The following is a 24503-nucleotide window of genomic DNA, read 5'->3' on the forward strand; positions in this document are numbered from 1 at the left end:
GAGTCATCCTTGTGCATCCACTGCCCAGGCAGTGCAGTCAGCCAGCCGCAACAGTTCGGTTTGCAGGGCCCGCCGTCCCTGCAGGCCACCGGTATGGAGCAGCACCAGTCGACTACCGGGCGGAATGCGACCGCCTTGTGCCTCCGCGTGGATGGCCAGTAGGGCCTTGGCGGTATAGAGGGGCTCCAGGGTAAGGCCTCCGTCCCTTTCGCTGTCCAGCATGAAGCGCGCGAGGTCAGCATCCAGCCGGGCGAAACCACCGCGGCTGGCGTCGATCAGCCGGTATCCCTGGTCCGTGCAACCGGCCTCACCGAGGATAGCGCTCACCTGCTCAGCGACGCCGTGGTCCGAGGGGACCGCGAGGGCCCCAATCACCGGGTGCCTACCCGCCTCGCCCAGCACCAGCCCGGCGAGGGTGGTGCCCGTACCGGCGGCGGTCCAGAGGCTGTGGTAGTCATCCCAACCAAGTGCCGCCAACTGTTCGCGGATCATCTCCACCAAAACGGCGCAGCCTTGTGCGCCCATCAGACCACCACCGCCCTCAGCCACCGGTTGGTAGCGTGGGTAGCGTTGCAGCCAGGTTGCCCAGAAACCCGGCTGGTGACGCGCGCGGTAGCCACCATAGCCCAGCCAGTGCAGGGTCATGCCGAAATGCTTAAGATCTCGAATCGTCGGCGTGTCCTGGCACTCGCCGCGCAGCAGGCCCACCGTTGGGAACTTGAAACGGGCACCGGCGGCGGCCAGGGCATGAAGATGGTTGGAATGGGCGCCACCCAGGCTGATCACGCCCTCGGCGCCCGCTTGCGCGGCCTGCGCCAGATGGGGAGCCAACTTGAACCACTTATTGCCGGAGACCAGCGGGTCCAGGGCATCCAGACGCAGTACGGCCAACTCAAGCCCGGCAGCGGCCAGCCATGGCAGGCGCAAGGGTTCAAGGGCTGCGCGGGGGTTCCAGTCAGGCAGGGTCAGAGGCAAGGTCGGGTCGGGTCCATTGGCGTCCGTTCGGGGGCGCAAGGATAAGTCAGGCGCGTGCGCGAGTCCGCTCAGCCAGCAGTGCGCAGTCGCCCTCCCGCCCGATGCCGGGGGCAGCAGTTGGACTCACCGACAACGAAGCGACTGGGCGCCTCGATCCGATCGATGGGCATGCTGCAACGTTCACCATTGGGCAAGCTGGCTTCGCAGGTGGGTTGCTGATAGTGGGCCAGCCACTGGCGGTACTGGTTCTCGGACACGAAGCACTTCGCCGCAGCGTAAGCCAGGGGGTTGCCCTGATAGCGGGAGATATCGGCCAGCGGGATGGTCAGGTGACCGGCTCCCGGGTGATACACCACAAACACCACGCCCAATTGGGCGAGGCGCTCCAGCATCAGTTGCCCCGACTGGCCTTCCAGCGCCTCGCACTCCTGGCGCAGGCGATTGACCTCGGCCTGTAACTGGGCCTCCAACTGGTCGCGATAGGCCAACTCGACGTCCCGGATGGCGAGCTGCTCGCGGTACTCGGCCACGGCCAAGGTGACCCGTGCCTGGAGCTCGCTCTCGAACTGGGCACGAAGGATATCCGCCTCGGTGCGCCCGTGGCGCTCAAGGGCGCGCAATTGCAGGTTCATTTCCTCACGGCTGGCCTGGAAGCGCTCCAATTCGCCATCGAGCTGAGCCTGCAAGCCGGCATTGACTTCTTCCTGCTGACGCAGCGCGTGTTGCAGGGTGCGAATCTGCTCCTGCAGCGCCGAGTTGCTCTGGTCGGCGGCCTGGCGGACCTGTGCGATGGCTTCTTCGTTCTGCTGGCGGAGGGAGCTCAGGCGCAGGCGCTGCTGGCGGACCAACTGGGCGGTCTTCAGGCGATGCTCTTTTTCCATCTTTTCCGCGAGCTGCTCGGCCATCTCCTTGGTGATCTCCGGCGGGGCGTACCAGCGATCTTCCGACGCCACCTGCAGCCGCTCGGCATCCAGCACCTGAGGCTGCTCTTCCTCCACCAGTAGACCGAGGCTGTTGCCCTTGATGGCATCACGCAGCAGCGCCAGGTCGTTGCGATCAGCGTTGAGGCTCGGGTCCCAGAGGTGCATTTGCTGCCAGGAGACCGGGCACTGACTGCGGCAAGCCAGGCGAATGGGGCCGGCCCCCAGGTCAGGACCCCGTCCGGAGCGCTCGGCCAATTGCCGCAGCGGCAGGTTCCAGCCGGTATCGGCACGCCCGTCTTCGTCGAAGTCGAGGTAGAAGAAAACCACCGCCCGCACCTGCAGGCGCGGATTGATCATCACGTAGGCCAGATGCATCTGGCAGTCGGCGAACTCAGGCAGGCCGACCACACCGTCGAGAATGGCTTCGAACTCCGAGTAGAGCATCTGCTTGCAGATGCCGCGGTCGTTGAAGAACACGACGGCTTCCGCCTGTTGCGGCTTCTTCAGCATGCTCATCGCTCTACCTCTGGCTCTGCGCGGTGAATCACGGCGGGCGTTGATGGGGCCTGGCGGCGTAGGGTTTTCGTCCGCACACACTAGTCCGGACTTTAGAAAAGTCTAGGGGATAATAGCCGTCGAGCAATGTGACTGGGTTGGCAGTGCCCCGCCGTCGAGGCCAGTCGGACCAACGGCAAGGCAAAAGTGTGACGTGGTTGGAGCGGGCGGGAGCACCGCCCGGTGCAGAACCGGGCGGTGGAGAGGGTCAGAGTTCGGCCGCCAGGCGCGAGCCCTGGTTGATCGCGCGCTTGGCATCCAGTTCGGCCGCCACGTCGGCGCCACCGATCAAGTGCACGCTCTGGCCGGCGGCCACCAGGCCATCATGCAGCTCGCGCAGCGGGTCCTGGCCAGCACAGACGATCACGGTATCCACGGGCAGCACCTGGGGCTCGCCCTCGGCAACACGGATGTGCAGGCCGGCGTCGTCGACCTTGAGGTACTCCACCGAGTTGAGCATCTGCACCTGCTTGTTCTTCAGACCGGTGCGATGGATCCAGCCGGTGGTTTTGCCCAGACCGTCGCCCACCTTGGACTTCTTGCGCTGCAGCAGGAACACCTGGCGCGCCGCCGGATGCGGCTGGGCCTTGATCCCGGCGATGCCGCCACGGGCCTCCAGCGCACCGTCGATGCCCCACTCCTTCCAGAACGCTTCGCGGCTGAGGCTGGTGGCCTCTCCCTGGTGCGTGACGAACTCGGACACGTCGAAACCGATACCGCCGGCACCGATCACCGCCACCTTCTGGCCCACCGGCTTGCGCTCGAGGATGGCGTCCAGGTAGCTGATCACCTTCGAGTGGTCGATGCCGGGGATTGCCGGCGTGCGCGGGCTGATGCCAGTGGCCAGGATGATCTCGTCAAAGCCACCCCTGGCCAGGTCGTCGGCCGAGACGCGGGTGTTCAGACGCAGGTCGACACCCGTGGTTTCCAGCTTGCGCTTGAAGTAGCGCAAGGTTTCGAAGAACTCCTCCTTGCCCGGCACGCGCTTGGCCACATTGAACTGGCCGCCGATTTCGGCTGCGGAATCGAACAGGGTCACGCTGTGGCCACGCTCGGCGGCAACGGTGGCGGCGGAGAGGCCGGCTGGGCCGGCGCCCACCACGGCGATCTTCTTGGCCTGGGCAACCGGGATGTAGTTCAGCTCGGTCTCGTGGCAGGCACGCGGGTTGACCAGACAACTGGTCAGCTTGCCGCCAAAGGTATGGTCCAGGCAGGCCTGGTTGCAGCCGATGCAGGTGTTGATCTCGTCGGCGCGACCCTCGGCAGCCTTGTTGACGAAGTCCGGGTCGGCGAGGAACGGACGCGCCATGGACACCATGTCGGCATCGCCCTCGGCGAGGACCTGCTCGGCCACTTCCGGGGTATTGATGCGGTTGGTGGTGATCAGCGGAATTTTCACCTCGCCGCGCAACTTGGCGGTGACCTTGGTGAAGGCCGCACGCGGCACCTTGGTGGCGATAGTGGGGATGCGCGCCTCGTGCCAGCCGATGCCAGTGTTGATGATGGTGGCGCCAGCCGCCTCGATGGCCTTGGCCAGGGTAACGATCTCGTCCCAGGTGCTGCCACCCTCCACGAGGTCGAGCATCGACAGACGGAAGATGATGATGAAGTTCGGGCCTACCGCCTCGCGAACGCGGCGGACGATCTCAACCGCCAGCCGCATGCGGTTCTCGTAGCTGCCACCCCAGCGGTCGGTGCGCTGGTTGGTGTGGGCGGCGAGGAACTGGTTGATGAAGTACCCCTCGGACCCCATGATCTCGACGCCGTCGTATTCGGCCTGCTGGGCCAGCGTCGAGCACGTGACGAAGTCCTGGATCTGCTTCTCGATACCCTCTTCATCCAGCTCATTGGGCTTGAAGGGGTTGATCGGGGCCTGGATGGCCGACGGCGCGACCTGCTTGGGGTTATAGGCGTAGCGGCCGGCATGGAGAATCTGCATGCAGATCTTGCCACCTGCCTCATGCACGGCACGGGTGACAATCCTGTGCTTCTCGGCCTCTTCCACGGTCGTCAGCTTGGCAGCGCCAGCGTAAACGCCACCCTCGGCGTTCGGACCGATACCGCCGGTGACCATCAGGCCCACGCCACCTCGGGCGCGCTCGGCGAAGTAGGCGGCCATGCGCTCGAAGCCGTTGGGTTTCTCTTCCAGCCCGGTGTGCATGGAGCCCATCAGGGTGCGGTTGCGCAGGGTGGTGAAGCCCAGATCAAGGGGGGCGAGCAGATGCGGGTAACGGGCGGCGGTCATGATTCCTCCACAGCAGGCGGTACTAATCACGGAATGCCCCTGACCTCAGAGGGTCGGGATCGGTTGTGGGGCAGACGATAAAGAGCCGCCATCGCCCGCTCAATGATCAGAACTGACAAGTTACTGATCCAAACTGACAGCCACCCTTGGCAATCAGCAGCCTGTCCCCTACCCTGATCGGCATTCCTCCGCCCCGGACATTCCATGCGCAAACTGTTGACGCCCTTGATCGCCGCCATCCTGGTGAGCTGCCTGACCGCCTACGCGGTATGGACCGGTGAGCGGCCTCGCGCCCACTACCTGTCCGATCTACGCGCCAGCCTGGCCAGCGACGCGGGGACCGCCAGCGCACGGGGCAATCTGCTCGCAATTCGGCCCGCGCTCTACCCAAGCGATTACCGCGATCCGGACCTGCTGCGCATGAAGCTGGTCGCAGCCCTCGACCAGGCCCGCGCCCAAGGCCTGCTCAACGACAAGACCGTTGTCGCACTGCCCGACCATATCGGCACTTGGTTGCTGCTGCGGGACGAGAAGCACAACCTCTACCAGGCCCGCACCTTTGCCGAGGGTGGCCGATTGTTGACGCTCAGCCACCCCACTCTGCTCGGCCGCCTGTTCCTCCAGGGCCAGGACCTGGAAGAGGCCCTGTTGCGGGCCAAGGCCCGGCGCATGGCGCGGGACTACCAGAAGCTGTTCAGCCGCCTCGCCAGTGAGTACCGAGTGACCATCCTGGCTGGCTCCATCCTCCTGCCCTCGCCCTACCTCAAAGAAGGCAAGCTGCGCAGCGGCCATGGTGCCCTCTACAACCTGGCGCTGGCCTTCTCCCCGGACGGCCTGCTGCTGGACGAGCCGTTCAGCCAGCCCTGGCCGCAGAGCGCCCGAGGTGAATCGCGCCAAAGCCTGCAAACCAGCAGCGGCGTGATAACCATCACTCGCAGCTGGAGCGAAGGTTATCCGCACAGCCGGGTGACCCTGAGCGACGGTCAGACCACCGCCAGCGAAGTCCTGTTCCTGCGCGGCCGCCTCTGGCCCCTGCACAACTCACCCGCCGGTAGCGAGCTGACTCCCAGCAACACGCGACAAGCCAGCGAGGCGCCGGGCAGCCACTTGCTGAATACCTGGCTGGGGGAGAAATGAAAGCGCAGCGGGTCAAGCTGGGCGACCTCTCCGTGAGTTTCGTCCACGGCATGGCGGCAGCGGTGGAACAGAGCGGCCAATCCCCTGCGGAACTGCTGGAGCGCTTCGGCCTGGATGCCACCCGATTCGCCGAACCTCACGGCCGCCTGTCAATCCCACGCTACATGCGCCTTGGTCACGCTGCCATCCAGCTCAGCGGCAATCCGGCACTGGGACTGAACATGGGCCGCCTGAGCCGCCTCGGCCACTTGGGACTTGCCGGCGTCTGTGCCGGCCAGGCACCGAACCTGCGCGAGGCCGCTCGCGCCCTGACCCGCTTCGAACTGCTCTACGCCAGCAACTACCGTGGCCAGTCGAGCTTCCACGAGGACAGCAAGGGCGCCTGGCTGCGCTTTTATTCCATCAGCCCCTACAACGCCTACAACCGCTTCGTGGTGGATTCGGTACTGGCGGGCTGGCAGAGCTACCTGAGCCAACTGGTTGGCGCCGACATTCGCATAGAGAAGGTGGAAATCGAGTTCCCCGCGCCGGACTACGCCGAGCGCTACGCCGAACATTTCGGTTGCCCGGTGGAGTTCGAGGCCGGCGCCAACCAGTTGCGCCTATCCCAGGACACGCTGGCACAACGTGGCCGAGAACATTGCCCGAGCACCTGGCGACAATTGCTGGATATCTGTGAAGGGGAGCTGCAACAGCTGACGCGCACCCGCAGCCTGCGCGAGCGCATCACCCAACTGCTGGGGCCGCTGCTGCACGGGCGCGAGCCGGACCTGGAAGAAGTGGCAGCGCGCCTGCAGATGCCCAGCTGGACCCTTCGCCGCAAGCTGGCCGAAGAAGGCACCCAGTTTCGCGCCATCCTGAATGAAACCCGCCGCGACCTGGCCATGGCCTACATCCGCGACACCGAACTGGCTTTCGGCGAAATCGCGTACCTGCTCGGCTTCGCCTCGGCAGAAGCCTTCCAACGCGCCTTCAAGCGATGGAGCGGCAGCACGCCGGGCGAGTTCCGCCGCGCCCAGCGCCAAGCGGGCTGATCACATTTCGGTGGCGTCTTCAGCTGGCTCTACCGGGTCTTGCTCGGTCGCGTGGAAATCGAGAATTTCTTCCTGGTAATCGTCCATCGCTAGTTCCTCCCTGGCATCAACAGGGGTATTGGAAACAAAGAACATGCCAAGAATGTAACGATGCCAGGTGACCGAAAAATTAATTCGGGGCAAAGAAAAAGCCCTCAGGCATTGCTACCTGAGGGCTTCTCTATATGGCGCAGCGGACGGGACTCGAACCCGCGACCCCCGGCGTGACAGGCCGGTATTCTAACCGACTGAACTACCGCTGCGTGTCGGTTGGACTTTCGTCCAGTGAAACCTTTGCATCGTCTGGCGACCTGGCCCTGTGGACCTTGCCGCCTCATGCCCGAGTACCTCGAACATGGGGAATATGGCGCAGCGGACGGGACTCGAACCCGCGACCCCCGGCGTGACAGGCCGGTATTCTAACCGACTGAACTACCGCTGCGCGTCGGCCGGACTTTCGTCCGAAATCTCACAAGGAATGGTGGGTGATGACGGGATCGAACCGCCGACCCTCTGCTTGTAAGGCAGATGCTCTCCCGGCTGAGCTAATCACCCATCGCCTTGCGAGGCGCGCAATTTACGCAGAGGCCTCTTCTAAGTCAACACCCTGTATGGAATTTTTCTTCAGTCGGACCTTTCGTCCCCTTCCGCCACCCGTCCGGCGAGCACCCGCTCAGTGCGCGCGCACCAGGTTGGGGCTGGATCAGCTTCCCACCTTCAGAGATACCCGCGCCGTCACCCGACCATCTTCGTTGCGATCCATTGCAGCCTCGCCGATTCGCACGCCCTGCCCTTCCAGTACGCCGAACCAACGCAGCAGGCTGGGAAAAGCCGCCGGCTGCAGGTTTACCTGCACCGTGCCCGGCGCATCGCTATCGATACGCTCAACGGCCAGCCCCTGCTCGGCAGCCGTGGCGGTGACCAGCCCTTGCAGCCGATCCGGTTCCACCTGGCTCTGCGGCTGACTCTGCACCAATCGCGCTTCGGGCGCATGGCGCTGCAGATAGGCATGCAAGCCGCGCTGAGTCTCGAAATACTCACGGGCGCTGACCAGACGGCGCTCTGCCGGTAACCAGAGCAGCAGGTAGAGCAGGACCAGGCCGAGGAACACGCCCAGCCCCAGCAAGGCCATGCGGTCCCTCGCCGGCATGGCGCGCCAGCGTACGCCCAGTGAGGAAGTCTGCCATTGCGCCTGGAGCGGTGCCTTGAACGTGTCGAGCATCTTCATCCCCCTATTACCAGGCGCGCGCTGACGCCGCTCGGGTCGCGACTGGCCGACCCCATCTGTACGGAAAGCCCGCTACCGATCAGCCGCTCGCGCAAGCGTTCCAGGGCATCGAAGCCCGGAGCCTGAACCTGCAGCGCGAGATCACCCCGCGTTTCGCTGAAGTCCAACTGCTGTACCCGAACCTGCGCCCCCTCGGCGATCAATGCCTGGGCCGCCTGACCGAGCAGGGCCAGCAAGCGCCCCTGCCCCGAAGCGGAGGCTTCCGCCAGGTGCTGGTCGAACTGCGCCCGAAGGTTCACCAGCTTGTTGTCCTGGGGAAACAGCTCGCGGTAGAGCGCCTCATTGGCCGCTGCGTAGGTATCGCCCTGACGTTGCAGCTGCCAGGCCTGAATCAGGTTGAAGCTCCACTGCAGCAACAGCCACAGGCCCACCAACCCCAGCAGCGGTTTCCAGCGCGACCAGCGCTGACGCTCTTCCTTCAAGGTGAACTCACCCTGGGCCAGGTCTCTGCCCTTCTGCGCCGCCAACCAACCGTAGGCGTCGCTTGCTTCATGCCATTCATCCACGCCGTCCAGCGTGTTGCGCTCCGCAGGCGCGTAAGCACTGCGCGGTGCCGGGCAGGCGTCCCGCAGGTAAGTCCAATCCTGCTCATCGAAACCGAGCCGGGCGCTGCCTTCGCCACCCAACAACCAACGCTGCTCCAGCCAGAGCAACTGGGTTCCCTGTTCGGGCAACAGGTCAGCGTCGATCTGGATGGCCGCGGGCCTGGGACCGAGCTTGCCGGCCAGTTCCAGCCAGCCTGCCAGCCAGCTGCGGCGCACTGCGAATACCCGGTGCCGGCCATCGGCCAGGGCACCACCGAGGCCGAGGTGGAAGCTCTCCACGTCTTCGGCGAGCAGTTCCTCGACCGCGAACGGCAAGGCCTGACGCAACCAGCGGCCCTTCTGGGTGGGCAGGCGGACCGCGCAGCAGGTCACCGCCTCCACCGGCAAGATCAGCCGCCAGGGCGGCGACACCTCGTCCAACGCCCTGGCGAACGGCAGGCGACGGCCCGTGCCTCCTTGCCAGAGCAGCACCTCCAGTTCGGCGTCCAGCTGATTGCAAGCGGCCACCGGGAGGAAGATGCAAGCCTGTGTCATGACTGCGGCTCCTTGACGGGCGCCGGCGGCAAGCCGCCCTGCCCGAGATCACGAGAGAGAACGCGTACCTTGCCGTCGCTACCGCGCTGCAAGGTACTGACTAGAACCTGGCGGCGACCGGCGAGGCGCACCTCGCTGATCACCTGGAAATACTGGCTGCCGACTGCCAACCCCTGGGCCTCCAGCCCCATACCCGCCAAGGCGGGCTGGCCGAGAAAGGCATCCAGGCTGCGATAGCCGGTGGCACCCCGTGCTGCCATCAGCAGCCCCCCCGCGTCGGCATCCAGATTGTCGGCCAGGGTGGACAGCACCATGGCGCTGGCGGTGTTGACGTTGAGTACGGCATCCGCTGGCAGCACGGTGATGAACGGCAGCAACTTGCGGTAGTCCAGCTCCGTCATGCCTAACACTAGGCGCAACTCGGACACATCGCTCATGGCGTGATTGGCCGCACGGTACGGCGGCTGCAGCAGCAAGTACTGGTTATCTTCCGCGCCGTTGGGACCATAGGGCTCCTGGTCAGGGTCGAGCCAGTCCACCAGGCGCTCGGTGTAAGGCGCCTCGATTCCCAGACGCAGCAGCAGTCGACGGAACTGACGGATACCCTGCTCGCTCAGTTGGCCATCTCGTACCAGGCTGTTGAGATTGAAACGGCCGCTAGGGTCCTCGATGCGCACACTGAGCGAACCGCCATCGTCCAGTTGGAAGGTACTCAAGGGGCGCGCCCAGGCTTCACCCAAATGATCCACCGGCGTACGCGGATCGCCCTGCCGCAGGTCACGCACGAGGATTGCCTCGGCAAGTGCCTCGCCGCCCAGCGCGTACTGGGCCACCTGGCGACTGTGCAGTTCATTGCCGCTGGAACGAATGGACAATTGCGTCCGGGCGATCAGTCCAGCGCAGACCACCGTCGCCACTGCCACGACCAGCAGCACGGTCAGCAGTGCAACGCCCGCCTGCCGCTTCATTGCGCCTGTTCCTCGCCGTCGGCCTGTTGATTACCCTGCGGGGCCTGTTGCTCCCCGTCCGGCTGATTTTCCCCCGCCTGGAGTTGTTGCCGGGGCGGCGTTTCCACCAGGCGCAAGACCCGGCGCAGCTCGCCATAGCGACGGTGCTGCAGAGTCAGCTCCAAGGCGCGCGGCAGGCGATCCAGCCGCTCGTCTTCCGACAGGCCGGCTGGTGGCCAGCTTTCCTGCCAGTCGCCGCTGTCGTCCATGTAGCGCAGCTTCATGGCCGTGACGCCATCCAGGGCGTTCTGCACCTGCGGCAGGCTGTCCTGGGCCTGGTCCAGCACCGTCCAGTAGCGCCGCTCCAGGCGCTCACCGGAAAGCTGCCAACTGACCCGCTGCAGGCGGGACCGCTGAGCGCCCGCTGGGTTGCGCCAGCCGGCGCGGGTCATCTCGAGGCTGTCGTTGTCGCCCTGGTGCTCTCCCAACAGCGCGGCTCGAGGCTCACCATAGGCATCGCGTATCGGTCGCGAGATCACCTGGCGAATGTCGCGCTCGAAGGCCGAAATAGCGCGGACCAGCTCCCGCAGTTGCTGCTCCTGCACGCGGGTCGCCTCGTCACTGTCGATGACCGCGCCGAGCATGCGCCAGCTGCCCATGGCGAGCAGCGCAAAAATGGCGATGGCAATCAAGAGTTCAAGCAGGGTGAAACCCGCCGCACGCTTCATGGTGCGCTCTCCAGGAACCCCACCAGACGCACCGTCGCACGCTCTTCCAGCTTGCCCCCGGCTCCACGGGTCGGGCGCGGCGCCACCCAGAGTGTGACCCGCCGTAACGCCGGGTCGCTGGTGCCCTCGACCTGGCTTTGCCACTGCCAGCGTCGCCCGCCATAGTCCAGCTCGCCCTGGTCACGGCCGTTGCCGGGAGGTACCTGGCGTAACTGAAGCTCAGTCAGGCGGTTGTCGGCGATCCACATCGCCAGGGTCTTGTCTTCCAGGCGGGAGGCAATCTGCAGGCTGCGCGCACTGGCGGTGAGCACGCTGGCGGCGACCACGGCGAAGACAGCGAGGGCCACCAGCACTTCGATCAGGGTGAAGGCCCGACTGGCTCTCATCCTGCGCGCCCCTTGCCACTCAGGCTTTCCACACGCGGCAGGCGGAAGCCATCACTGGAGAGCTGCAGGCGCAGCCCATCTTTGCGCCGCTCGCCCATTTCCAAGCGAAACGGACTGAGTTCGCCGCTGGAAAGAATGATCAGTTGCGGCACGGGCCGCGTCTCCTCGGCCTTCTTCTCTTCCTTGGCCTGCGTGGGTAGCGTGAGAGGTTCGCCCTCCAGCTCGATGCTCAGTTCAGCCCACTCGGGCAATTGTCGGGCGCCATCGGACAACGCCTGCCAACGGTTGCTGGATTCGTCGTAGAAAAACACCTGGTAGCCGTCGCGTTCCACGCGCACGCCATATTCCCGGTTGTCCAGCACGGCCTCGTCGGCAAGCACTCCGATAAGCCCGGCAAGGCGTTCGGCTTCGTTCCTGAGCTCACGAGCGGGGCCGGCGACGCCGGAGCTGATCAGTGCCAGGCCGGCGAGACAGGCGATGACGACCATCACCACCAGCACTTCGATCAGGGTGAACCCCGCGGACGCCAAGGCACCGGGACTCCGGACAGCGCCGCCGTGCCGTCCGCCACTCATCAGTTGTCCCAGTTAGCGATGTCGGCGTCGTTGTCGCTGCCGCCTTCCTTGCCATCGGCGCCCAGGGAATAGAGGTCGTAGGTACCTTTGCTACCGGGAGACAAGTACTGGTACGGGTTGCCCCATGGGTCCACCGGCAGTTTCTTCAGGTAGCCATCCTTGTTCCAGTTCTTCGCTGGCGGATTGCCTGAGGGTCGGCTCACGAGCGCCTCCAGGCCCTGCTGGGTATTGGGGTAGGCGAAGTTGTCCAGCTTGTACATGTCCAGGGCAGCGCCGATGGCCTTGATATCGCCCTTGGCTACCGTGACCTTGGCCTGGTCGGGACGGTTCATCACCTGCGGTACCACCAGCGCGGCAAGGATGCCGAGGATGACCACCACCACCATGATTTCGATGAGCGTAAAGCCCGACTGATTACGGCGCAGATTCACGCGATTACCCCACGAGTTGGTTGAGAGAAAGAATAGGCAGCAGGATGGCGAGCACGATCATCAGCACCACCGCCCCCATGACCACCAGCATGAACGGCTCGAATAGGCCGACCAACAGGGCGATCTGCGCAGCCAGGTCGTTCTCCTGGTTGCGCGCGGTGCGGGCGAGCATCTGATCGAGTTCACCGGAACGTTCGCCGCTTGCGATCATGTGCAACATCATCGGCGGGAACTGCCCGCTACCCTCCAGGGCGCGGGTCAGGCTGCCGCCTTCACGGACCTTCTGCGCCGCCGATACCACGTGCGCACGGATGACCCGGTTGGCTATGACCTCGGCGCCGATGCCGAGGGCTTCCACCAGCGGTACGCCGCTGCGGGTGAGGATCGCCAGGGTGGAGGCGAAGCGCGCGGTGTCGGTGGCGCGCACCAACCGCCCTACCAGCGGTATACGCAATACCACACCGTGCCAGCGCCGGCGGATGTCCGGGTCACGCAAGGCCCAGCGCGCACCGAAGAGCGCAGCGATCAGCACCAGCAGCATCAGCCAGCCCCAGTCCTTGACCAGGTCACTCAGGGCAATCAGGCCACGCGTGAGCAAAGGCAGGGTTTGCCCGGAATCGATGAACACCTTGACTACGTCCGGCACGACGAAGCCCAACAGAAAGGCGACGATCGCCAGCGACGCGCACATCAGGATCACCGGATAGAGCAGCGCCAGCTGGACCTTCTGCCGTGACTGCTGACGCTGTTCGGTGTAATCAGCCAACTGCTCGAGCACCGGCCCCAGATGGCCTGCATGCTCGCCGGCAGCCACAGTGGCGCGATAGAGCTCAGGGAAGGCCGCGGGGAACTCCCGCAGGCTGCTGGCCAGGCTGTGCCCTTCCAACACGCGCGCGCGCACCGCCAGCAACATCGACTGGATGCGCGAACTGCTGGATTGCGCGGCCGCCGCCCGCAGGGCCTCCTCGATGGGCAGGGCCGCCTGCACCAGAGTCGCCAGCTGGCGTGTCAACAGCGCCAGGTCGCGGGCAGACAAGCCCCGCACAAGGCTGAAGCGACCGCGCTCGGCCTGTTCACGAACACGCGTGGCGCGGACTTCCAGCGGAGCCAGCTGGCGCTCACGCAGCAGCTGACGCACCTGACGGGCGCTGTCCGCCTCGAGCACGCCCTTCTGCTGACGGCCCTTGGTGTCGAGGGCGAGGTATTCGAATGCGGCCATGTTCAGGTTCTACTCATTCTTCCTGGGTAACTCGCAGCACTTCTTCCACCGTGGTGACGCCCAGCAGCACCTTGCGCCGGCCATCCTCGCGAATGCCCGGACCGGACAGGCGCGCATGGCGGATCATTTCCTGCTCCGACGCGACGCTGTGAATCAGACTTCGCATGTGGTCGTCGAACACCACCAGCTCGTAAATGCCGGTCCGGCCGCGATAACCCTGCTGGTGGCACTCCGCGCAACCACGGGCGCGATACAGGATGGGAACGCTGTCGGCTGCGACGCCCAGCAACTCGCACTCCGCCGCATCCGCCTGGTAGGCCTCCTTGCAGTGCGGGCAGAGCACCCGCACCAGGCGCTGGGCCAACACACCCTGCAGCGATGAAGACAACAGGAAGGGTTCGACCCCCATGTCAACCAGGCGGGTGATGGCACCAATGGCGCTATTAGTGTGCAGGGTGGAAAGCACAAGGTGGCCGGTCAGGGATGCCTGCACGGCGATTTCGGCGGTTTCCTGGTCGCGGATCTCACCCACCATCACCACGTCCGGGTCCTGGCGCAGGATGGCGCGCAAGCCACGGGCGAACGTCATGTCCACCTTGGGATTGACCTGAGTCTGGCCGATGCCCTCGATGTGGTACTCGATCGGGTCTTCGACTGTCAGGATGTTGCGCGTGCGGTCGTTGAGGGTGACCAGGCTGGCGTAAAGCGTGGTGGTCTTGCCCGAGCCGGTGGGGCCCGTGACCAACAGGATGCCGTGGGGCCTGCGGACAGTGCCTTCCAACAGGTGGCGATCACGCTCGCTCATGCCCAGGTGCTGCAAGGTCAGGCGCCCGGCCTGCTTGTCCAGCAGACGCAGTACCACGCGCTCGCCATTGGCCGACGGTAATGTGGAAACGCGAATGTCCACTTCGCGCCCGGCGACCCGCAGGGAAATGCGGCCATCCTGGGGGATGCGTTTTTCGGCGATATCCAGACGCGCCATGACCTTGATCCGCGAAACCAGCAAGGCCGCCAACTCGCGCTTGGGTTCCAGCACTTCGCGGAGAATACCGTCGACGCGGAAACGCACCACCAGGCGCTTCTCGAAGGTTTCCAGGTGGATATCCGAGGCATTCTCCTTGATTGCCTCACCGAGAATAGCGTTGATCAGGCGGATGATCGGCGCGTCGTCCTCCTGCTCCAGCAGATCCTCGGTTTCCGGAATTTGCTCGGCCAGGGCCGCCAGGTCCAGGCTGCCGCCCAGGTCCTCGGCCAACTGCATGGCTGCGGAAGAATCATGCTGATAGGCCTGCGCCAGAGCCTGCTCGAAGGCCTCGCCGCTAAGCGGCTTGAGCGGCAAGCTGCGGCCGGCGAAGCGACGCGCCTCGGCCAGGGCCACCAGTTCGACGCCGGGACGGTGAGCCAGGCACGGCTCCAGACCATCCAGCAACAGAACGCCGTGGCGCTTGGCGAAACCGAAAGGGAGACGCCGCAGGGGGGCTTCAACGAGTGGTGGATTCATCCGTGGGCGCCTATTTCAGGTGGGTCCAGAAGGAAGTATTGCAGCGCAATCTGACGATTGTGCAGAGCCGCTGCCTGATTCTTATGATGTGTGTGAACAAAACCACCTAAAGCCGTAAAAATTCACAGATATCTTTAGCACAGCGTCTGCGTCTCAACATCATCCAGACGGCCGACCCGGGCACTCGAAGGCGCTGCTATGATCAAGGCAGTTCTGCCAACATAAAAACAGAAGAACTACACAGCATTAGGAGTTCGACCCACTTGCAAGCCTCGGATTCCGCGCATTGGCTGCAACGCCACGCGCCAAGCATTGTCGGCGCGCTTCTGGTTCTGGTCATGGGTGCCAGTTTCGCTTGGCAGACCCGGGAATGGTTGCGTCTGGTCGACACTCCTGCCGACGCGCCCGAGCAACAGGGAACACCTCTTGCCACCAGCCAGCCCCTGCAGAACCTCGAACCGCTGTTCGGCCCCGCGCCGAAACTCCAGCCGAGCGGCCCGCCGCCCACCACGAATCTGCGCCTCACTCTGCTCGGCAGCTTTGTCCACTCCGGGCCGGACAAGTCTATTGCGATCATCCAGTACGAGGGCGGCAAGCCCCGCCGCTACATTGCGGGTGACGAGATCACCAGCGGCGTCAAGGTGCATGCCGTGTATCGCAATAGAGTCGAAATCGAACGCAACGGCCGACTGGAAAGTCTCAGCTTCCCGGAGCCGCGCTCACGCTTCACGCCCGTTGGCGACACCGCCGACGAGCCGTCGGCTGCCGTGATCGACGAACTCAGCGGCCTGCAGGAAGACAACGCCGCCGAGTTGCGCGAGCGCATGGCAAAGTTGCGCCAACAGATGGAAGACCCGGAGAACACCGTGTCCGAGCCTTCCGCCGAACAGCCCCAGGAAAGCGAATGACACGATGACCCCAACCTTCTCGCGCCTCACGCTCGCCCTGATCGCCGCCGGCCTGCTGGCCGCGCCTCTACCCTTGCTCGCCGCCCAGCCACTTGCCGCACCGGGCAGCACTCAGCAACAGCAGCAGGATGGTTGGACCATCAACCTGAAAGACGCGGATATTCGTGAGTTCATCGACCAGATCGCCGACATCACTGGCGAGACCTTCATCGTCGACCCGCGGGTGAAGGGCCAGGTCAGCGTCGTGTCGAAAGCACCGCTGGGGCTCAACGAGGTCTATCAGCTGTTCCTCTCGGTGATGGCCACCCACGGCTTCACAGTCGTCACCCAGGGTGACCAGGCGCGCATCATCCCCAACGCCGAAGCCAAGGCCGAAGCCGGCAGCAGCCGTGCGGGTGCGGAACGCCTGGAAACGCGTGTGATCCAGGTGCAGCACTCGCCAGTGACGGAACTCATTCCACTGATTCGACCGCTGGTCCCCCAGTACGGCCACCTCGCCGCCGTGACCTCGGCCAATGCCCTGATCATCAGCGACCGCGCCGCCAACATAGCCCGTATCGAAGACCTGATGCGCCAGCTCGACCAGAAGGGCGACCGCGACTACACCGTCCTCAACCTCAAGCACGCCTGGGTCATGGACGCCGCCGAGGTACTCAATGCATCCCTGAACCGCGGCCAATCCAAGGGCAGCTCGGGCACTCAGGTGATCGCCGATGCCCGCACCAACCGCCTGATCCTCCTCGGCCCGCCGTCCGCCCGTGCGAAGCTGGCGGCCCTGGCGCAATCCCTCGACACCCCGACTTCACGTTCGGCCAACACCCGGGTAATTCGCCTGCGTCACAACGATGCCAAGAGCCTGGCGGAGACCCTTGGCGAGATTTCCGAAGGTTTGAAGAACGGAGAAGGTGGTGGCGAAGGGACGTCGACAGCCGGCGGCAAGACGCAAAGCATACTGATCCGTGCCGACGAGAGCCTGAACGCCCTGGTGATGCTGGCCGAGCCGGACGTGGTCACCGCCATGGAAGACATCGTCCGCCAACTCGACGTGCCTCGCGCCCAGGTGATGGTAGAAGCGGCCATCGTGGAAATCTCAGGCGACATCACCGAAGCCCTCGGCGTGCAGTGGGCGGTGGACGCACGCGGCAGTACCGGCGGCCTGGGTGGCGTGAACTTCGGCAATACAGGGCTTTCGGTGGGCACCGTGCTTAACGCCATCCAGGACGAGGAGATCCCCGAAGTCCTCCCGGACGGCGCCATCATCGGCATTGGCACCGACAATTTCGCCGCCCTGATCACCGCGCTATCGGCCAACAGCAAGAGCAATCTACTCTCTACGCCCAGCCTGTTGACTCTGGACAATCAGAAGGCCGAGATTCTGGTAGGCCAGAACGTACCCTTCCAGACCGGCACCTTCACCACCGATGCCTCAGGCGCCAACAACCCCTTCACCACCATCGAACGCCAGGATATCGGCGTAACCCTGAAGGTGACCCCGCACATCAACGAAGGCGCCACCCTGCGCTTGGAGATCGAGCAGGAGATCTCTTCCATCGCCCCGACTGCGACCTTGACCGCCCAGGCAGTGGATCTGATCACCAACAAGCGCTCGATCAAGAGCACCATCCTTGCCGAGGACGGCCAGGTGATCGTACTCGGTGGCCTGATCCAGGATGACATCACCCAGACCGACTCGAAGGTCCCGCTTCTGGGCGACATACCCATTCTCGGCCGGCTGTTCCGCTCCACCCGCGACACCCATGTGAAGCGCAACCTGATGGTTTTCCTGCGGCCCACGGTAGTACGCGACCGCGCTGGCATCGCCGCGCTGTCCGGGAAGAAGTACAACGACATTCGCATCGTCGGCGGCGACGACAAGGAAGGCCGCCCGGCCATCCTGCCGCGCAAGCCGGTGGAACTGTTCGACGGCCAACAGGTGCCTGCTATCGACGTGCGCAAGCCTTGAGTTTCAGGAGGGCCGTCACACGGCCCTCCCCCCTCTAAACTCGCCCGCTGCGCTGTCATTCCGGCAAGGATGGCACTCCCACCGCCAACGATTTTTGCCCCCAACGAAAAGGGCGGCCCACCTTCCGGTGCAGCCGCCCTGCCCTCCCCGACTGGCGCTCAGTCGAGGAAGTTCATCATGCAAGGTCCGACAGTAGCCAAGCCCGATGCCATGCGGTGCCCCTTACCCAGGGCGACCTTGCCGTTGCTCGCGACGGTCACCTGCAGGGGCCAGTCGATCACAGCGCGGCGAGCCCGCGTTCCAGATCAGCCTTGAGGTCGGTCACATCTTCCAGGCCAATGGCGAGGCGGACCAGGCTGTCGCTGATGCCGGCGTTAGCACGTTCTTGCGGCGACAGGCGGCCGTGGGAGGTCGTAGCCGGATGGGCAATGGTGGTTTTGGTGTCACCCAGGTTGGTGGTGATGGAGATCATCCGGGTGGCGTCGATGAAGCGCCAGGCGGCCTCTTTTCCACCCTTGACCTCGAAGCTGACCACAGCACCGAAGCCTTTTTGCTGACGCTTGGCCAGCTCGTGCTGCGGATGGCTTTCCAGGCCCGCGTAGTAGACGCGCTCGACGCCAGGCTGTTGTTCCAGCCACTTGGCAATGTCGAGGGCGCTGGCGCAATGGGCCTGCATGCGCACACGCAGAGTCTCCAGGCCTTTGATCATCACCCAGGCGTTGAACGGGCTGAGGGTCGGACCGGCAGTGCGCAGGAACCCCACAACTTCCTTCATGTGCTCGGCACGACCGGCAACTACGCCCCCCATGGTTCGGCCCTGGCCGTCGATGTACTTGGTGGCCGAATGCATGACGATGTCGGCGCTCAGTTTCAGCGGCTGTTGCAGCGCCGGAGTGCAGAAGCAGTTGTCCACCACCAGCAACGCCCCCTTGGCATGGGCAATCTCGGCGAGCGCGGAGATGTCCACCAGTTCGGCCAGGGGGTTGGACGGGGATTCGACGAACAGCAGTTTGGTGTTCGACTTGATCGCAGCTTCCCAGCCAGCCAGGTCGGACAGCGCCGGATAGTCGACTTCGATGCCGAAGCGCTTCAGGTATTTCTCGAACAGGCTGATGGTCGAGCCAAACACGCTACGGGAAACCAGCACGTGGTCACCGCTGCTGCACAGGCTCATGGCGATGGCGAGGATCGCCGACATGCCGGAGGCGGTAGCCACGGCCTGCTCGGCGCCTTCGAGGGCGGCGATGCGCTCCTCGAAGGTCCGCACGGTCGGGTTGGTGTAGCGCGAATAGACGTTGCCCGGCACTTCGCCGGCGAAGCGCGCGGCGGCGTCGGCGGCGGTGCGAAACACGTAGCTGGAGGTCAGGAACATGGCCTCGCCGTGCTCACCTTCCGGTGTGCGGCGCTGGCCAGCACGAACGGCCAGGGTTTCGAAAGCTGCGCCTTCCAGGTCACTGTCCAGCCTTCCGGCTTCCCATTCTTGCGTCATGTCACTCAACCTCGAGTTCGCCGCTATCCGTGGCTCAGTTGTTGTACAGATCGATGATGGCGCTGACCGCGTGGGCCTTCGCCTTGGACGCGTCGTTGCGCGCCTGCTCGATCTTGTTCAGGTAATGCTCGTCGACATCACCCGTGATGTACTTGCCGTCGAACACCGCGCAGTCGAAGTGGTCGATCTTCACCTTGCCACCGCCAACAGCGTCGATCAGGTCCGGCAGGTCCTGGTAGACCAGCCAATCGGCGCCAATCAGCTCAGCCACTTCCTCGGTGGACCGGTTGTGGGCGATCAGCTCGTGCGCACTGGGCATGTCGATGCCATAGACATTCGGGTAGCGCACCGCCGGGGCCGCCGAGCAGAAATAGACGTTCTTGGCGCCGGCTTCGCGGGCCATCTGAATAATCTGCTTGCAAGTGGTGCCGCGCACGATGGAGTCGTCCACCAGCATTACGTTTTTGCCGCGAAATTCCAGTTCGATGGCATTGAGCTTCTGGCGCACGGATTTCTTGCGCGCAGCCTGGCCCGGCATGATGAAGGTACGGCCGATGTAGCGGTTCTTCACGAAGCCTTCACGGAACTTCACGCCCAGGTGGTTGGCGAGTTCCAGGGCCGCGGTGCGGCTGGTGTCCGGGATCGGGATCACCACGTCGATGTCGTGGTCGGGGCGCTCGCGCTGGATCTTCTCGGCCAGCTTCTCACCCATACGCAGTCGCGCCTTGTAGACGGAGATACCGTCCATGATCGAGTCCGGGCGCGCCAGGTAAACGTGCTCGAAAATGCAGGGAGCGTATTGCGGGTCGGCAGCGCACTGACGGGTGAACAGCTTGCCTTCTTCGGTGATGTAAACCGCTTCGCCCGGCGCCAGGTCACGAATCAGGGTGAAACCCAGTACGTCCAGGGCAACGCTCTCGGAGGCGATCATGTACTCGACACCTTCGTCGGTATGACGCTGGCCGAACACGATCGGGCGGATGGCATGGGGATCACGGAAGCCGACGATGCCGTAGCCGGTGATCATGGCCACCACGGCATAACCGCCCTTGCAGCGCTGGTGCACACCGGAGACTGCAGCGAACACATCTTCTTCGGTGGGCTGCAGCTTGCCGCGGTGAGCCAGCTCATGGGCGAACACGTTGAGCAGCACTTCCGAGTCGGAATTGGTGTTCACGTGGCGCAGATCGGACTCGTAGATCTCCTTGGCCAGTTGCTCGACGTTGGTCAGGTTGCCGTTGTGCGCCAGGGTAATGCCGTAAGGCGAGTTGACGTAGAACGGCTGCGCCTCGGCGGAGCTGGAGGAGCCGGCGGTGGGATAGCGCACATGGCCGATACCCATGCTGCCCACCAGGCGCTGCATATGGCGCTGCTGGAAGACATCACGAACCAGGCCGTTGTCCTTGCGCAGAAAGAGCCGGCCGTCGTGGCTGGTCACAATACCGGCAGCGTCCTGGCCGCGATGCTGAAGTACGGTAAGCGCGTCATACAGCGCCTGATTGACGTTCGACTTACCGACGATACCGACGATGCCACACATGTGACGCAACCCCTGCTAGTAGTTCAGGCTAATCAATAGCCCGTCCAGGCCGTTTGGGCGCGGGCGGGCATGCTTCCGGGTGCGACGAATCAGCTGGGTGAGCTGATTCCGCTCGCGAGCCACTGACTGGTGAAGCCCAGAATGAGGTTCTTCGACCAATCGGCAACCATTAGAAAATGCGGCAACAGCGTGGATTGCTGCCACCAGGGATCCTGCTGCACCGGTGCCAGACTGAGCAGGCCGACCAGCAGCACCACCAGCAACGCGCCACGAGCGGCGCCGAAGGCCATGCCCAGAACGCGATCGGTGCCGTCCATACCGGTAACCCTGACCAACTCGCCGATCAGGAAATTGATCAAGGCGCCCACCAGTAAGGTGGCGACGAAGAGAATGGCGCATGCGGCGATGATGCGCGCCGATGGCATTTCAATGAATTCTGTGAGGTGCAGCGACAGGGCGCCGCCGAACGTCCAGGCGACTACGCCTGCGACAATCCATGTGAGCAGTGAGAGAGCCTCCTTGACGAAGCCCCGACTCAAACTGACCAGACTGGAAACGGCGATGATGGCGATGATCGTCCAATCGACCCAGGTAAATGCCACAGTGCAGCCCACAAACTGAAAAGGCGCTGCATTTTAGCAGAGCCCTTCAGCTCCGGTAACCCGCGGATCAGAAAGGGCTTAATTATCCTGCTCTATCAGCCTTTTTCAGGCTGGAAACGGACGATGAATCCATTTAATTTCTGCTGACGGGCGAGCTGGTCACGCAGGCGATTGGCCTCGGCACGCTCGATCACCGGCCCGACGAAGACCCGATTCATGCCTTCGACGCTGCGGATATAGGCGTTGTAGCCCTGAGTACGCAGGTTCTTCTGCAAATTTTCAGCACTGCTACGACTCGACAGGCTGGCGAGCTGGATCGACCAACTTACCGGCAGGCCGTTGACGTCAAGACGCTTCTCTTCGGTCTTGACCTGGGCCACCGGCGGCGCCGGGCTTGGTGCTGGCGTCTTTGCCTGCGCTTGTGGCTGCGCGGGCGCGGGAACCGGGACGGCGGGGGCAGCAGGCGGAGCGGGCGCTGCCGGGGCAGCATCCTGAGCCGCTGACACATCCGAGGCCAGCGCATCGCCAGTTGGCTCCAGCGGCGGGACCGGCTCCTGGGGCAGAGCCTGGGGCTCGGGCACCTGAACCTGCTCCAACTCCACCGGCGGCATGTCCGGCGCCTTGGGCATGGGCGGCGCCTCGACCACGACCTGACGCAGCTCATCCTCACGACTGAACAACATGGGCAGGAAGATCACCGCCAGCGCCACCAGCACCAATGCGCCGACGATACGTTGCTTGAGTCCCTTGTCCAATACAGCCATTTTCCCTAGTCCCCCGTTGCGAGGCTTTCCAGCCAGCTCAGAGCCTCAGCCACGCTGTAAAACGATCCAAACACCAGAATCTCGTCACCCAGTGTCGCCTGCTCACACTGCGATTCAAGTGCTGCGGCGATATTTTCGTGGACACTGACGCTTGCGTGAAGGTTCGTCAATGCCGCCTGCAGCTCGGAAGCCGGACGACTGCGCGGCGTCGGCAATGGCGCCACCGCCCAATGGGTCAAGCGCGCCACCAGAGGGCTGATGACGCCAGGGAGATCCTTGTCGGCAAGGAGCCCAAACACCGCCAGTCGACGGCCGGCGACGGGGTCCGCGGCCAGGCGTGCAGAGAGATACTCGGCCGCATGAGGGTTATGGCCGACATCCAGCAACAGGGAAATCCGCTTGCCGTCCCAGTCGACATAGCGGCGATCCAGACGTCCAGTGACCTTGGTGCCCAACAGCGCAGCTTGCAGGACTTCCGGCTGCCAAGGCATACCCAGCAGTGCATAGGCCTGGAGCGCCAGGGCAGCGTTCTCCATGGGCAGATCGAGCAAAGGAAGGTCGTGCAGTTCCAGCACCTGACCAGACGCGCACGCGCCCCGCCAATGCCAGCCCGCCTCGCCAATTGCCAGATCGAAGTCACGCCCCCGCAGGAACAGCGGCGCGGGTAGCGCATTTGCCTGCTCCAGCAGCGGCTGCGGCGGGTTCAGGTCGCCGCAGAGGGCCGGTTTGCCGGCACGGAAGATACCCGCTTTCTCGAAGGCCACGCTCTCCCGGGTGTCGCCGAGCCAATCGGCGTGATCCAGGCCAATACTGGTTACCAGCGCCAGGTCAGCATCCACCAGATTGACGGCATCCAGGCGCCCGCCCAGGCCAACCTCCAGCACTACGGCGTCCAGGCCCGCATGCTGGAACAGCCAGAAGGCTGCCAGGGTACCCATCTCGAAATAGGTGAGGGAAATATCGCCACGCACCGCTTCGACAGCGGCGAAGGCATCGCAGAGCGCCTGGTCAGAAGCCTCCTGACCGTTCAGCAGCACTCGCTCGTTGTAGCGCAGCAGGTGCGGCGAACTGTATACGCCGACCTTCAGCCCCTGGGCGCGCAGCAACGCGGCCAGGAACGCGCAGGTGGAACCCTTGCCGTTGGTGCCGGTGACCGTAACCACCTTGGGCGCCAACCGGCTCAGACCGAGCCGTTTGGCAACTTCACGACTGCGCTCCAACCCCATATCAATTGCGGTGGGGTGAAGCTGCTCAAGATACGAAAGCCAGTCGGCAAGGGTTCTCTGGGTCATGCGATAGCCGGGGAAGGCAGGCGCTGCATCTGCGCCAGCAGCCGACCAAGGCGCTCTCGCAGTTCCGCGCGGGGAATGATCATGTCAATGGCACCGTGCTCCAGCAGGAACTCGCTGCGCTGGAAGCCTTCCGGCAGCTTCTCGCGCACGGTTTGCTCGATCACACGAGGACCGGCGAAGCCGATCAGGGCGCGCGGCTCACCGACGATTACATCGCCGAGCATTGCCAGGCTGGCAGAAACACCGCCGTAGACCGGGTCGGTCAGCACGGAAATAAAGGGAATACCCTCTTCGCGCAGACGGGCCAGGGCCGCAGACGTCTTGGCCATTTGCATCAGGGAGATCAGGGCTTCCTGCATACGGGCGCCGCCGGAGGCGGAGAAACAGACTAGCGGGCAGCGCTGCTCCAGGGCAACGTTTGCGGCACGCACGAAGCGCTCGCCGACAATGGCTCCCATAGAGCCGCCCATGAAAGAGAACTCGAAGGCGCAGGCCACGATCGGCATTTTGTGCAGGGTGCCGCGCATGGAGATGAGCGCATCCTTCTCACCAGTGTCCTTCTGCGCGGACACCAGGCGGTCTTTGTACTTCTTGCTGTCACGGAACTTGAGGCGGTCCACCGGCTCCAGATCGGCGCCGATTTCTTCGCGGCCTTCCGGATCAAGGAAGATATCCAGGCGGGCGCGCGCACCAATGCGCATGTGGTGGTTGCATTTCGGGCAGACGTCCAGCGTCTTTTCCAGTTCGGGCTTGTAAAGCACCGCGTCGCACGACGGGCACTTGTGCCAGAGGCCTTCCGGGACCGAGCTCTTCTTCACCTCGGAACGCATGATCGAAGGGATCAGTTTGTCTACCAGCCAGTTGCTCATGCTCTAGTTCTCCA

Annotated in this window: 23 protein-coding genes and 3 tRNA genes; 4 read left to right on the forward strand and 22 right to left on the reverse strand. The window is 64.2% G+C overall.

Annotation, left to right across the window (positions count from 1 at the left end):
- Positions 1-3: 3 nt before the first annotated feature.
- From AAHM40_RS16400 to AAHM40_RS16410, 3 genes are all read right to left on the reverse strand, one after another.
- Positions 4-969 (reverse strand): 1-aminocyclopropane-1-carboxylate deaminase/D-cysteine desulfhydrase, encoded by a 966-nt coding sequence (locus AAHM40_RS16400; RefSeq protein WP_342245652.1) that lies wholly within the window; start codon positions 967-969, stop codon positions 4-6.
- Positions 970-1043: 74 nt separating this feature from the next.
- The gene (locus tag AAHM40_RS16405) at positions 1044-2414 is read right to left on the reverse strand and encodes a chromosome partitioning protein ParA (RefSeq protein WP_342245597.1); all 1371 of its coding nucleotides are present in this window, start codon (positions 2412-2414) and stop codon (positions 1044-1046) included.
- A 247-nt stretch (positions 2415-2661) separates the two neighbouring features.
- Positions 2662-4698 carry an NADPH-dependent 2,4-dienoyl-CoA reductase gene (locus AAHM40_RS16410; RefSeq protein ID WP_342245598.1) on the reverse strand — a complete coding sequence of 679 codons (2037 nt, stop codon included), beginning with the start codon at positions 4696-4698 and terminating at the stop codon, positions 2662-2664.
- A gap of 204 nt (positions 4699-4902) precedes the next feature.
- Between AAHM40_RS16410 and AAHM40_RS16415 the strand changes: the two genes are divergently transcribed.
- Positions 4903-5835, forward strand: a complete 933-nt coding sequence (locus AAHM40_RS16415) for a hydrolase (protein WP_342245599.1) — start codon at positions 4903-4905, stop codon at positions 5833-5835.
- Positions 5832-6869, forward strand: coding sequence for an AraC family transcriptional regulator (locus tag AAHM40_RS16420; protein ID WP_342245600.1), 1038 nt, complete (start codon positions 5832-5834; stop codon positions 6867-6869). The genes AAHM40_RS16415 and AAHM40_RS16420 overlap by 4 nt, the downstream gene beginning before the upstream one ends.
- Here AAHM40_RS16420 and AAHM40_RS16425 read toward each other — a convergent pair whose 3' ends face one another.
- The 13 genes from AAHM40_RS16425 to gspE all read right to left on the reverse strand — a co-directional run bounded on the left by AAHM40_RS16425 (position 6870) and on the right by gspE (position 15062).
- Positions 6870-7052 (reverse strand): hypothetical protein, encoded by a 183-nt coding sequence (locus tag AAHM40_RS16425; RefSeq protein ID WP_342245601.1) that lies wholly within the window; start codon positions 7050-7052, stop codon positions 6870-6872.
- 42 nt (positions 7053-7094) lie between these two features.
- Positions 7095-7171 (reverse strand) — tRNA-Asp (locus tag AAHM40_RS16430).
- A gap of 102 nt (positions 7172-7273) precedes the next feature.
- Positions 7274-7350 (reverse strand) — tRNA-Asp (locus tag AAHM40_RS16435).
- 37 nt (positions 7351-7387) lie between these two features.
- Positions 7388-7463, reverse strand: a tRNA-Val gene (locus AAHM40_RS16440).
- A 148-nt stretch (positions 7464-7611) separates the two neighbouring features.
- Positions 7612-8130, reverse strand: a complete 519-nt coding sequence (gene gspM / locus AAHM40_RS16445) for a type II secretion system protein GspM (protein WP_342245602.1) — start codon at positions 8128-8130, stop codon at positions 7612-7614.
- A 2-nt stretch (positions 8131-8132) separates the two neighbouring features.
- Positions 8133-9275 (reverse strand): type II secretion system protein GspL, encoded by a 1143-nt coding sequence (gspL, locus tag AAHM40_RS16450; RefSeq protein ID WP_342245603.1) that lies wholly within the window; start codon positions 9273-9275, stop codon positions 8133-8135.
- Positions 9272-10243, reverse strand: coding sequence for a type II secretion system minor pseudopilin GspK (gene gspK / locus AAHM40_RS16455; RefSeq protein WP_342245604.1), 972 nt, complete (start codon positions 10241-10243; stop codon positions 9272-9274). Before gspK ends, gspL begins: the two co-directional genes overlap by 4 nt.
- Complete coding sequence (gene gspJ, locus AAHM40_RS16460) at positions 10240-10950, reverse strand: type II secretion system minor pseudopilin GspJ (protein ID WP_342245605.1); 711 nt, start codon at positions 10948-10950, stop codon at positions 10240-10242. Before gspJ ends, gspK begins: the two co-directional genes overlap by 4 nt.
- The gene (gspI, locus tag AAHM40_RS16465) at positions 10947-11336 is read right to left on the reverse strand and encodes a type II secretion system minor pseudopilin GspI (RefSeq protein WP_342245606.1); all 390 of its coding nucleotides are present in this window, start codon (positions 11334-11336) and stop codon (positions 10947-10949) included. Before gspI ends, gspJ begins: the two co-directional genes overlap by 4 nt.
- Positions 11333-11911, reverse strand: coding sequence for a type II secretion system minor pseudopilin GspH (gene gspH / locus AAHM40_RS16470; protein ID WP_342245607.1), 579 nt, complete (start codon positions 11909-11911; stop codon positions 11333-11335). The genes gspI and gspH overlap by 4 nt, the downstream gene beginning before the upstream one ends.
- The gene (gene gspG / locus AAHM40_RS16475) at positions 11911-12297 is read right to left on the reverse strand and encodes a type II secretion system major pseudopilin GspG (protein ID WP_342245653.1); all 387 of its coding nucleotides are present in this window, start codon (positions 12295-12297) and stop codon (positions 11911-11913) included. The genes gspH and gspG overlap by 1 nt, the downstream gene beginning before the upstream one ends.
- A 49-nt stretch (positions 12298-12346) precedes the next feature.
- Entirely contained in the window at positions 12347-13561 is a 1215-nt protein-coding gene (gene xcpS, locus AAHM40_RS16480) for a GspF family T2SS innner membrane protein variant XcpS (protein ID WP_342245608.1), read from the reverse strand.
- A gap of 13 nt (positions 13562-13574) precedes the next feature.
- Positions 13575-15062 carry a type II secretion system ATPase GspE gene (gspE, locus tag AAHM40_RS16485; protein WP_342245609.1) on the reverse strand — a complete coding sequence of 496 codons (1488 nt, stop codon included), beginning with the start codon at positions 15060-15062 and terminating at the stop codon, positions 13575-13577.
- Positions 15063-15325: 263 nt separating this feature from the next.
- Here gspE and AAHM40_RS16490 point away from each other — a divergent pair, with 263 nt between their 5' ends.
- Positions 15326-15970, forward strand: a complete 645-nt coding sequence (locus AAHM40_RS16490) for a type II secretion system protein N (RefSeq protein ID WP_342245610.1) — start codon at positions 15326-15328, stop codon at positions 15968-15970.
- A gap of 4 nt (positions 15971-15974) precedes the next feature.
- Positions 15975-17933: a type II secretion system secretin GspD gene (gene gspD / locus AAHM40_RS16495; RefSeq protein WP_342245611.1), complete on the forward strand. Its 1959-nt coding sequence runs from the start codon at positions 15975-15977 to the stop codon at positions 17931-17933.
- 277 nt (positions 17934-18210) lie between these two features.
- On the opposite strand, the gene AAHM40_RS16500 is transcribed toward gspD, so the two are convergent.
- The 6 genes from AAHM40_RS16500 to accD all read right to left on the reverse strand — a co-directional run bounded on the left by AAHM40_RS16500 (position 18211) and on the right by accD (position 24489).
- Positions 18211-19422: an O-succinylhomoserine sulfhydrylase gene (locus AAHM40_RS16500; RefSeq protein WP_342245612.1), complete on the reverse strand. Its 1212-nt coding sequence runs from the start codon at positions 19420-19422 to the stop codon at positions 18211-18213.
- 34 nt (positions 19423-19456) lie between these two features.
- Positions 19457-20962, reverse strand: a complete 1506-nt coding sequence (purF, locus tag AAHM40_RS16505) for an amidophosphoribosyltransferase (protein WP_342245613.1) — start codon at positions 20960-20962, stop codon at positions 19457-19459.
- An 89-nt stretch (positions 20963-21051) separates the two neighbouring features.
- Complete coding sequence (locus tag AAHM40_RS16510; RefSeq protein ID WP_028631332.1) at positions 21052-21564, reverse strand: CvpA family protein; 513 nt, start codon at positions 21562-21564, stop codon at positions 21052-21054.
- A gap of 95 nt (positions 21565-21659) precedes the next feature.
- Positions 21660-22328 carry an SPOR domain-containing protein gene (locus tag AAHM40_RS16515; protein WP_342245614.1) on the reverse strand — a complete coding sequence of 223 codons (669 nt, stop codon included), beginning with the start codon at positions 22326-22328 and terminating at the stop codon, positions 21660-21662.
- 5 nt (positions 22329-22333) lie between these two features.
- Entirely contained in the window at positions 22334-23620 is a 1287-nt protein-coding gene (gene folC / locus AAHM40_RS16520; RefSeq protein WP_342245615.1) for a bifunctional tetrahydrofolate synthase/dihydrofolate synthase, read from the reverse strand.
- Positions 23617-24489 carry an acetyl-CoA carboxylase, carboxyltransferase subunit beta gene (gene accD / locus AAHM40_RS16525; protein ID WP_342245616.1) on the reverse strand — a complete coding sequence of 291 codons (873 nt, stop codon included), beginning with the start codon at positions 24487-24489 and terminating at the stop codon, positions 23617-23619. The genes folC and accD overlap by 4 nt, the downstream gene beginning before the upstream one ends.
- Positions 24490-24503 lie beyond the last annotated feature (14 nt).

It is taken from the genome of Pseudomonas sp. OTU5201 (genome assembly GCF_038440135.1).
Taxonomy (GTDB): Bacteria; Pseudomonadota; Gammaproteobacteria; order Pseudomonadales; family Pseudomonadaceae; genus Metapseudomonas; species Metapseudomonas resinovorans.

Excerpts from the sequence above, each read along its gene's own strand:
- AAHM40_RS16405 (WP_342245597.1), bottom strand. The coding sequence starts at position 2,414 with ATGAGCATGCTGAAGAAGCCGCAACAGGCGGAAGCCGTCGTGTTCTTC.
- AAHM40_RS16410 (WP_342245598.1), bottom strand. The coding sequence starts at position 4,698 with ATGACCGCCGCCCGTTACCCGCATCTGCTCGCCCCCCTTGATCTGGGC.
- AAHM40_RS16415 (WP_342245599.1), top strand. The coding sequence starts at position 4,903 with ATGCGCAAACTGTTGACGCCCTTGATCGCCGCCATCCTGGTGAGCTGC.
- AAHM40_RS16420 (WP_342245600.1), top strand. The coding sequence starts at position 5,832 with ATGAAAGCGCAGCGGGTCAAGCTGGGCGACCTCTCCGTGAGTTTCGTC.
- gspM (WP_342245602.1), bottom strand. The coding sequence starts at position 8,130 with ATGCTCGACACGTTCAAGGCACCGCTCCAGGCGCAATGGCAGACTTCC.
- gspL (WP_342245603.1), bottom strand. The coding sequence starts at position 9,275 with ATGACACAGGCTTGCATCTTCCTCCCGGTGGCCGCTTGCAATCAGCTG.
- gspK (WP_342245604.1), bottom strand. The coding sequence starts at position 10,243 with ATGAAGCGGCAGGCGGGCGTTGCACTGCTGACCGTGCTGCTGGTCGTG.
- gspJ (WP_342245605.1), bottom strand. The coding sequence starts at position 10,950 with ATGAAGCGTGCGGCGGGTTTCACCCTGCTTGAACTCTTGATTGCCATC.
- gspI (WP_342245606.1), bottom strand. The coding sequence starts at position 11,336 with ATGAGAGCCAGTCGGGCCTTCACCCTGATCGAAGTGCTGGTGGCCCTC.
- gspH (WP_342245607.1), bottom strand. The coding sequence starts at position 11,911 with ATGAGTGGCGGACGGCACGGCGGCGCTGTCCGGAGTCCCGGTGCCTTG.
- gspG (WP_342245653.1), bottom strand. The coding sequence starts at position 12,297 with ATGGTGGTGGTGGTCATCCTCGGCATCCTTGCCGCGCTGGTGGTACCG.
- xcpS (WP_342245608.1), bottom strand. The coding sequence starts at position 13,561 with ATGGCCGCATTCGAATACCTCGCCCTCGACACCAAGGGCCGTCAGCAG.
- gspE (WP_342245609.1), bottom strand. The coding sequence starts at position 15,062 with ATGAATCCACCACTCGTTGAAGCCCCCCTGCGGCGTCTCCCTTTCGGT.
- gspD (WP_342245611.1), top strand. The coding sequence starts at position 15,975 with ATGACCCCAACCTTCTCGCGCCTCACGCTCGCCCTGATCGCCGCCGGC.
- AAHM40_RS16500 (WP_342245612.1), bottom strand. The coding sequence starts at position 19,422 with ATGACGCAAGAATGGGAAGCCGGAAGGCTGGACAGTGACCTGGAAGGC.
- purF (WP_342245613.1), bottom strand. The coding sequence starts at position 20,962 with ATGTGTGGCATCGTCGGTATCGTCGGTAAGTCGAACGTCAATCAGGCG.
- AAHM40_RS16515 (WP_342245614.1), bottom strand. The coding sequence starts at position 22,328 with ATGGCTGTATTGGACAAGGGACTCAAGCAACGTATCGTCGGCGCATTG.
- folC (WP_342245615.1), bottom strand. The coding sequence starts at position 23,620 with ATGACCCAGAGAACCCTTGCCGACTGGCTTTCGTATCTTGAGCAGCTT.
- accD (WP_342245616.1), bottom strand. The coding sequence starts at position 24,489 with ATGAGCAACTGGCTGGTAGACAAACTGATCCCTTCGATCATGCGTTCC.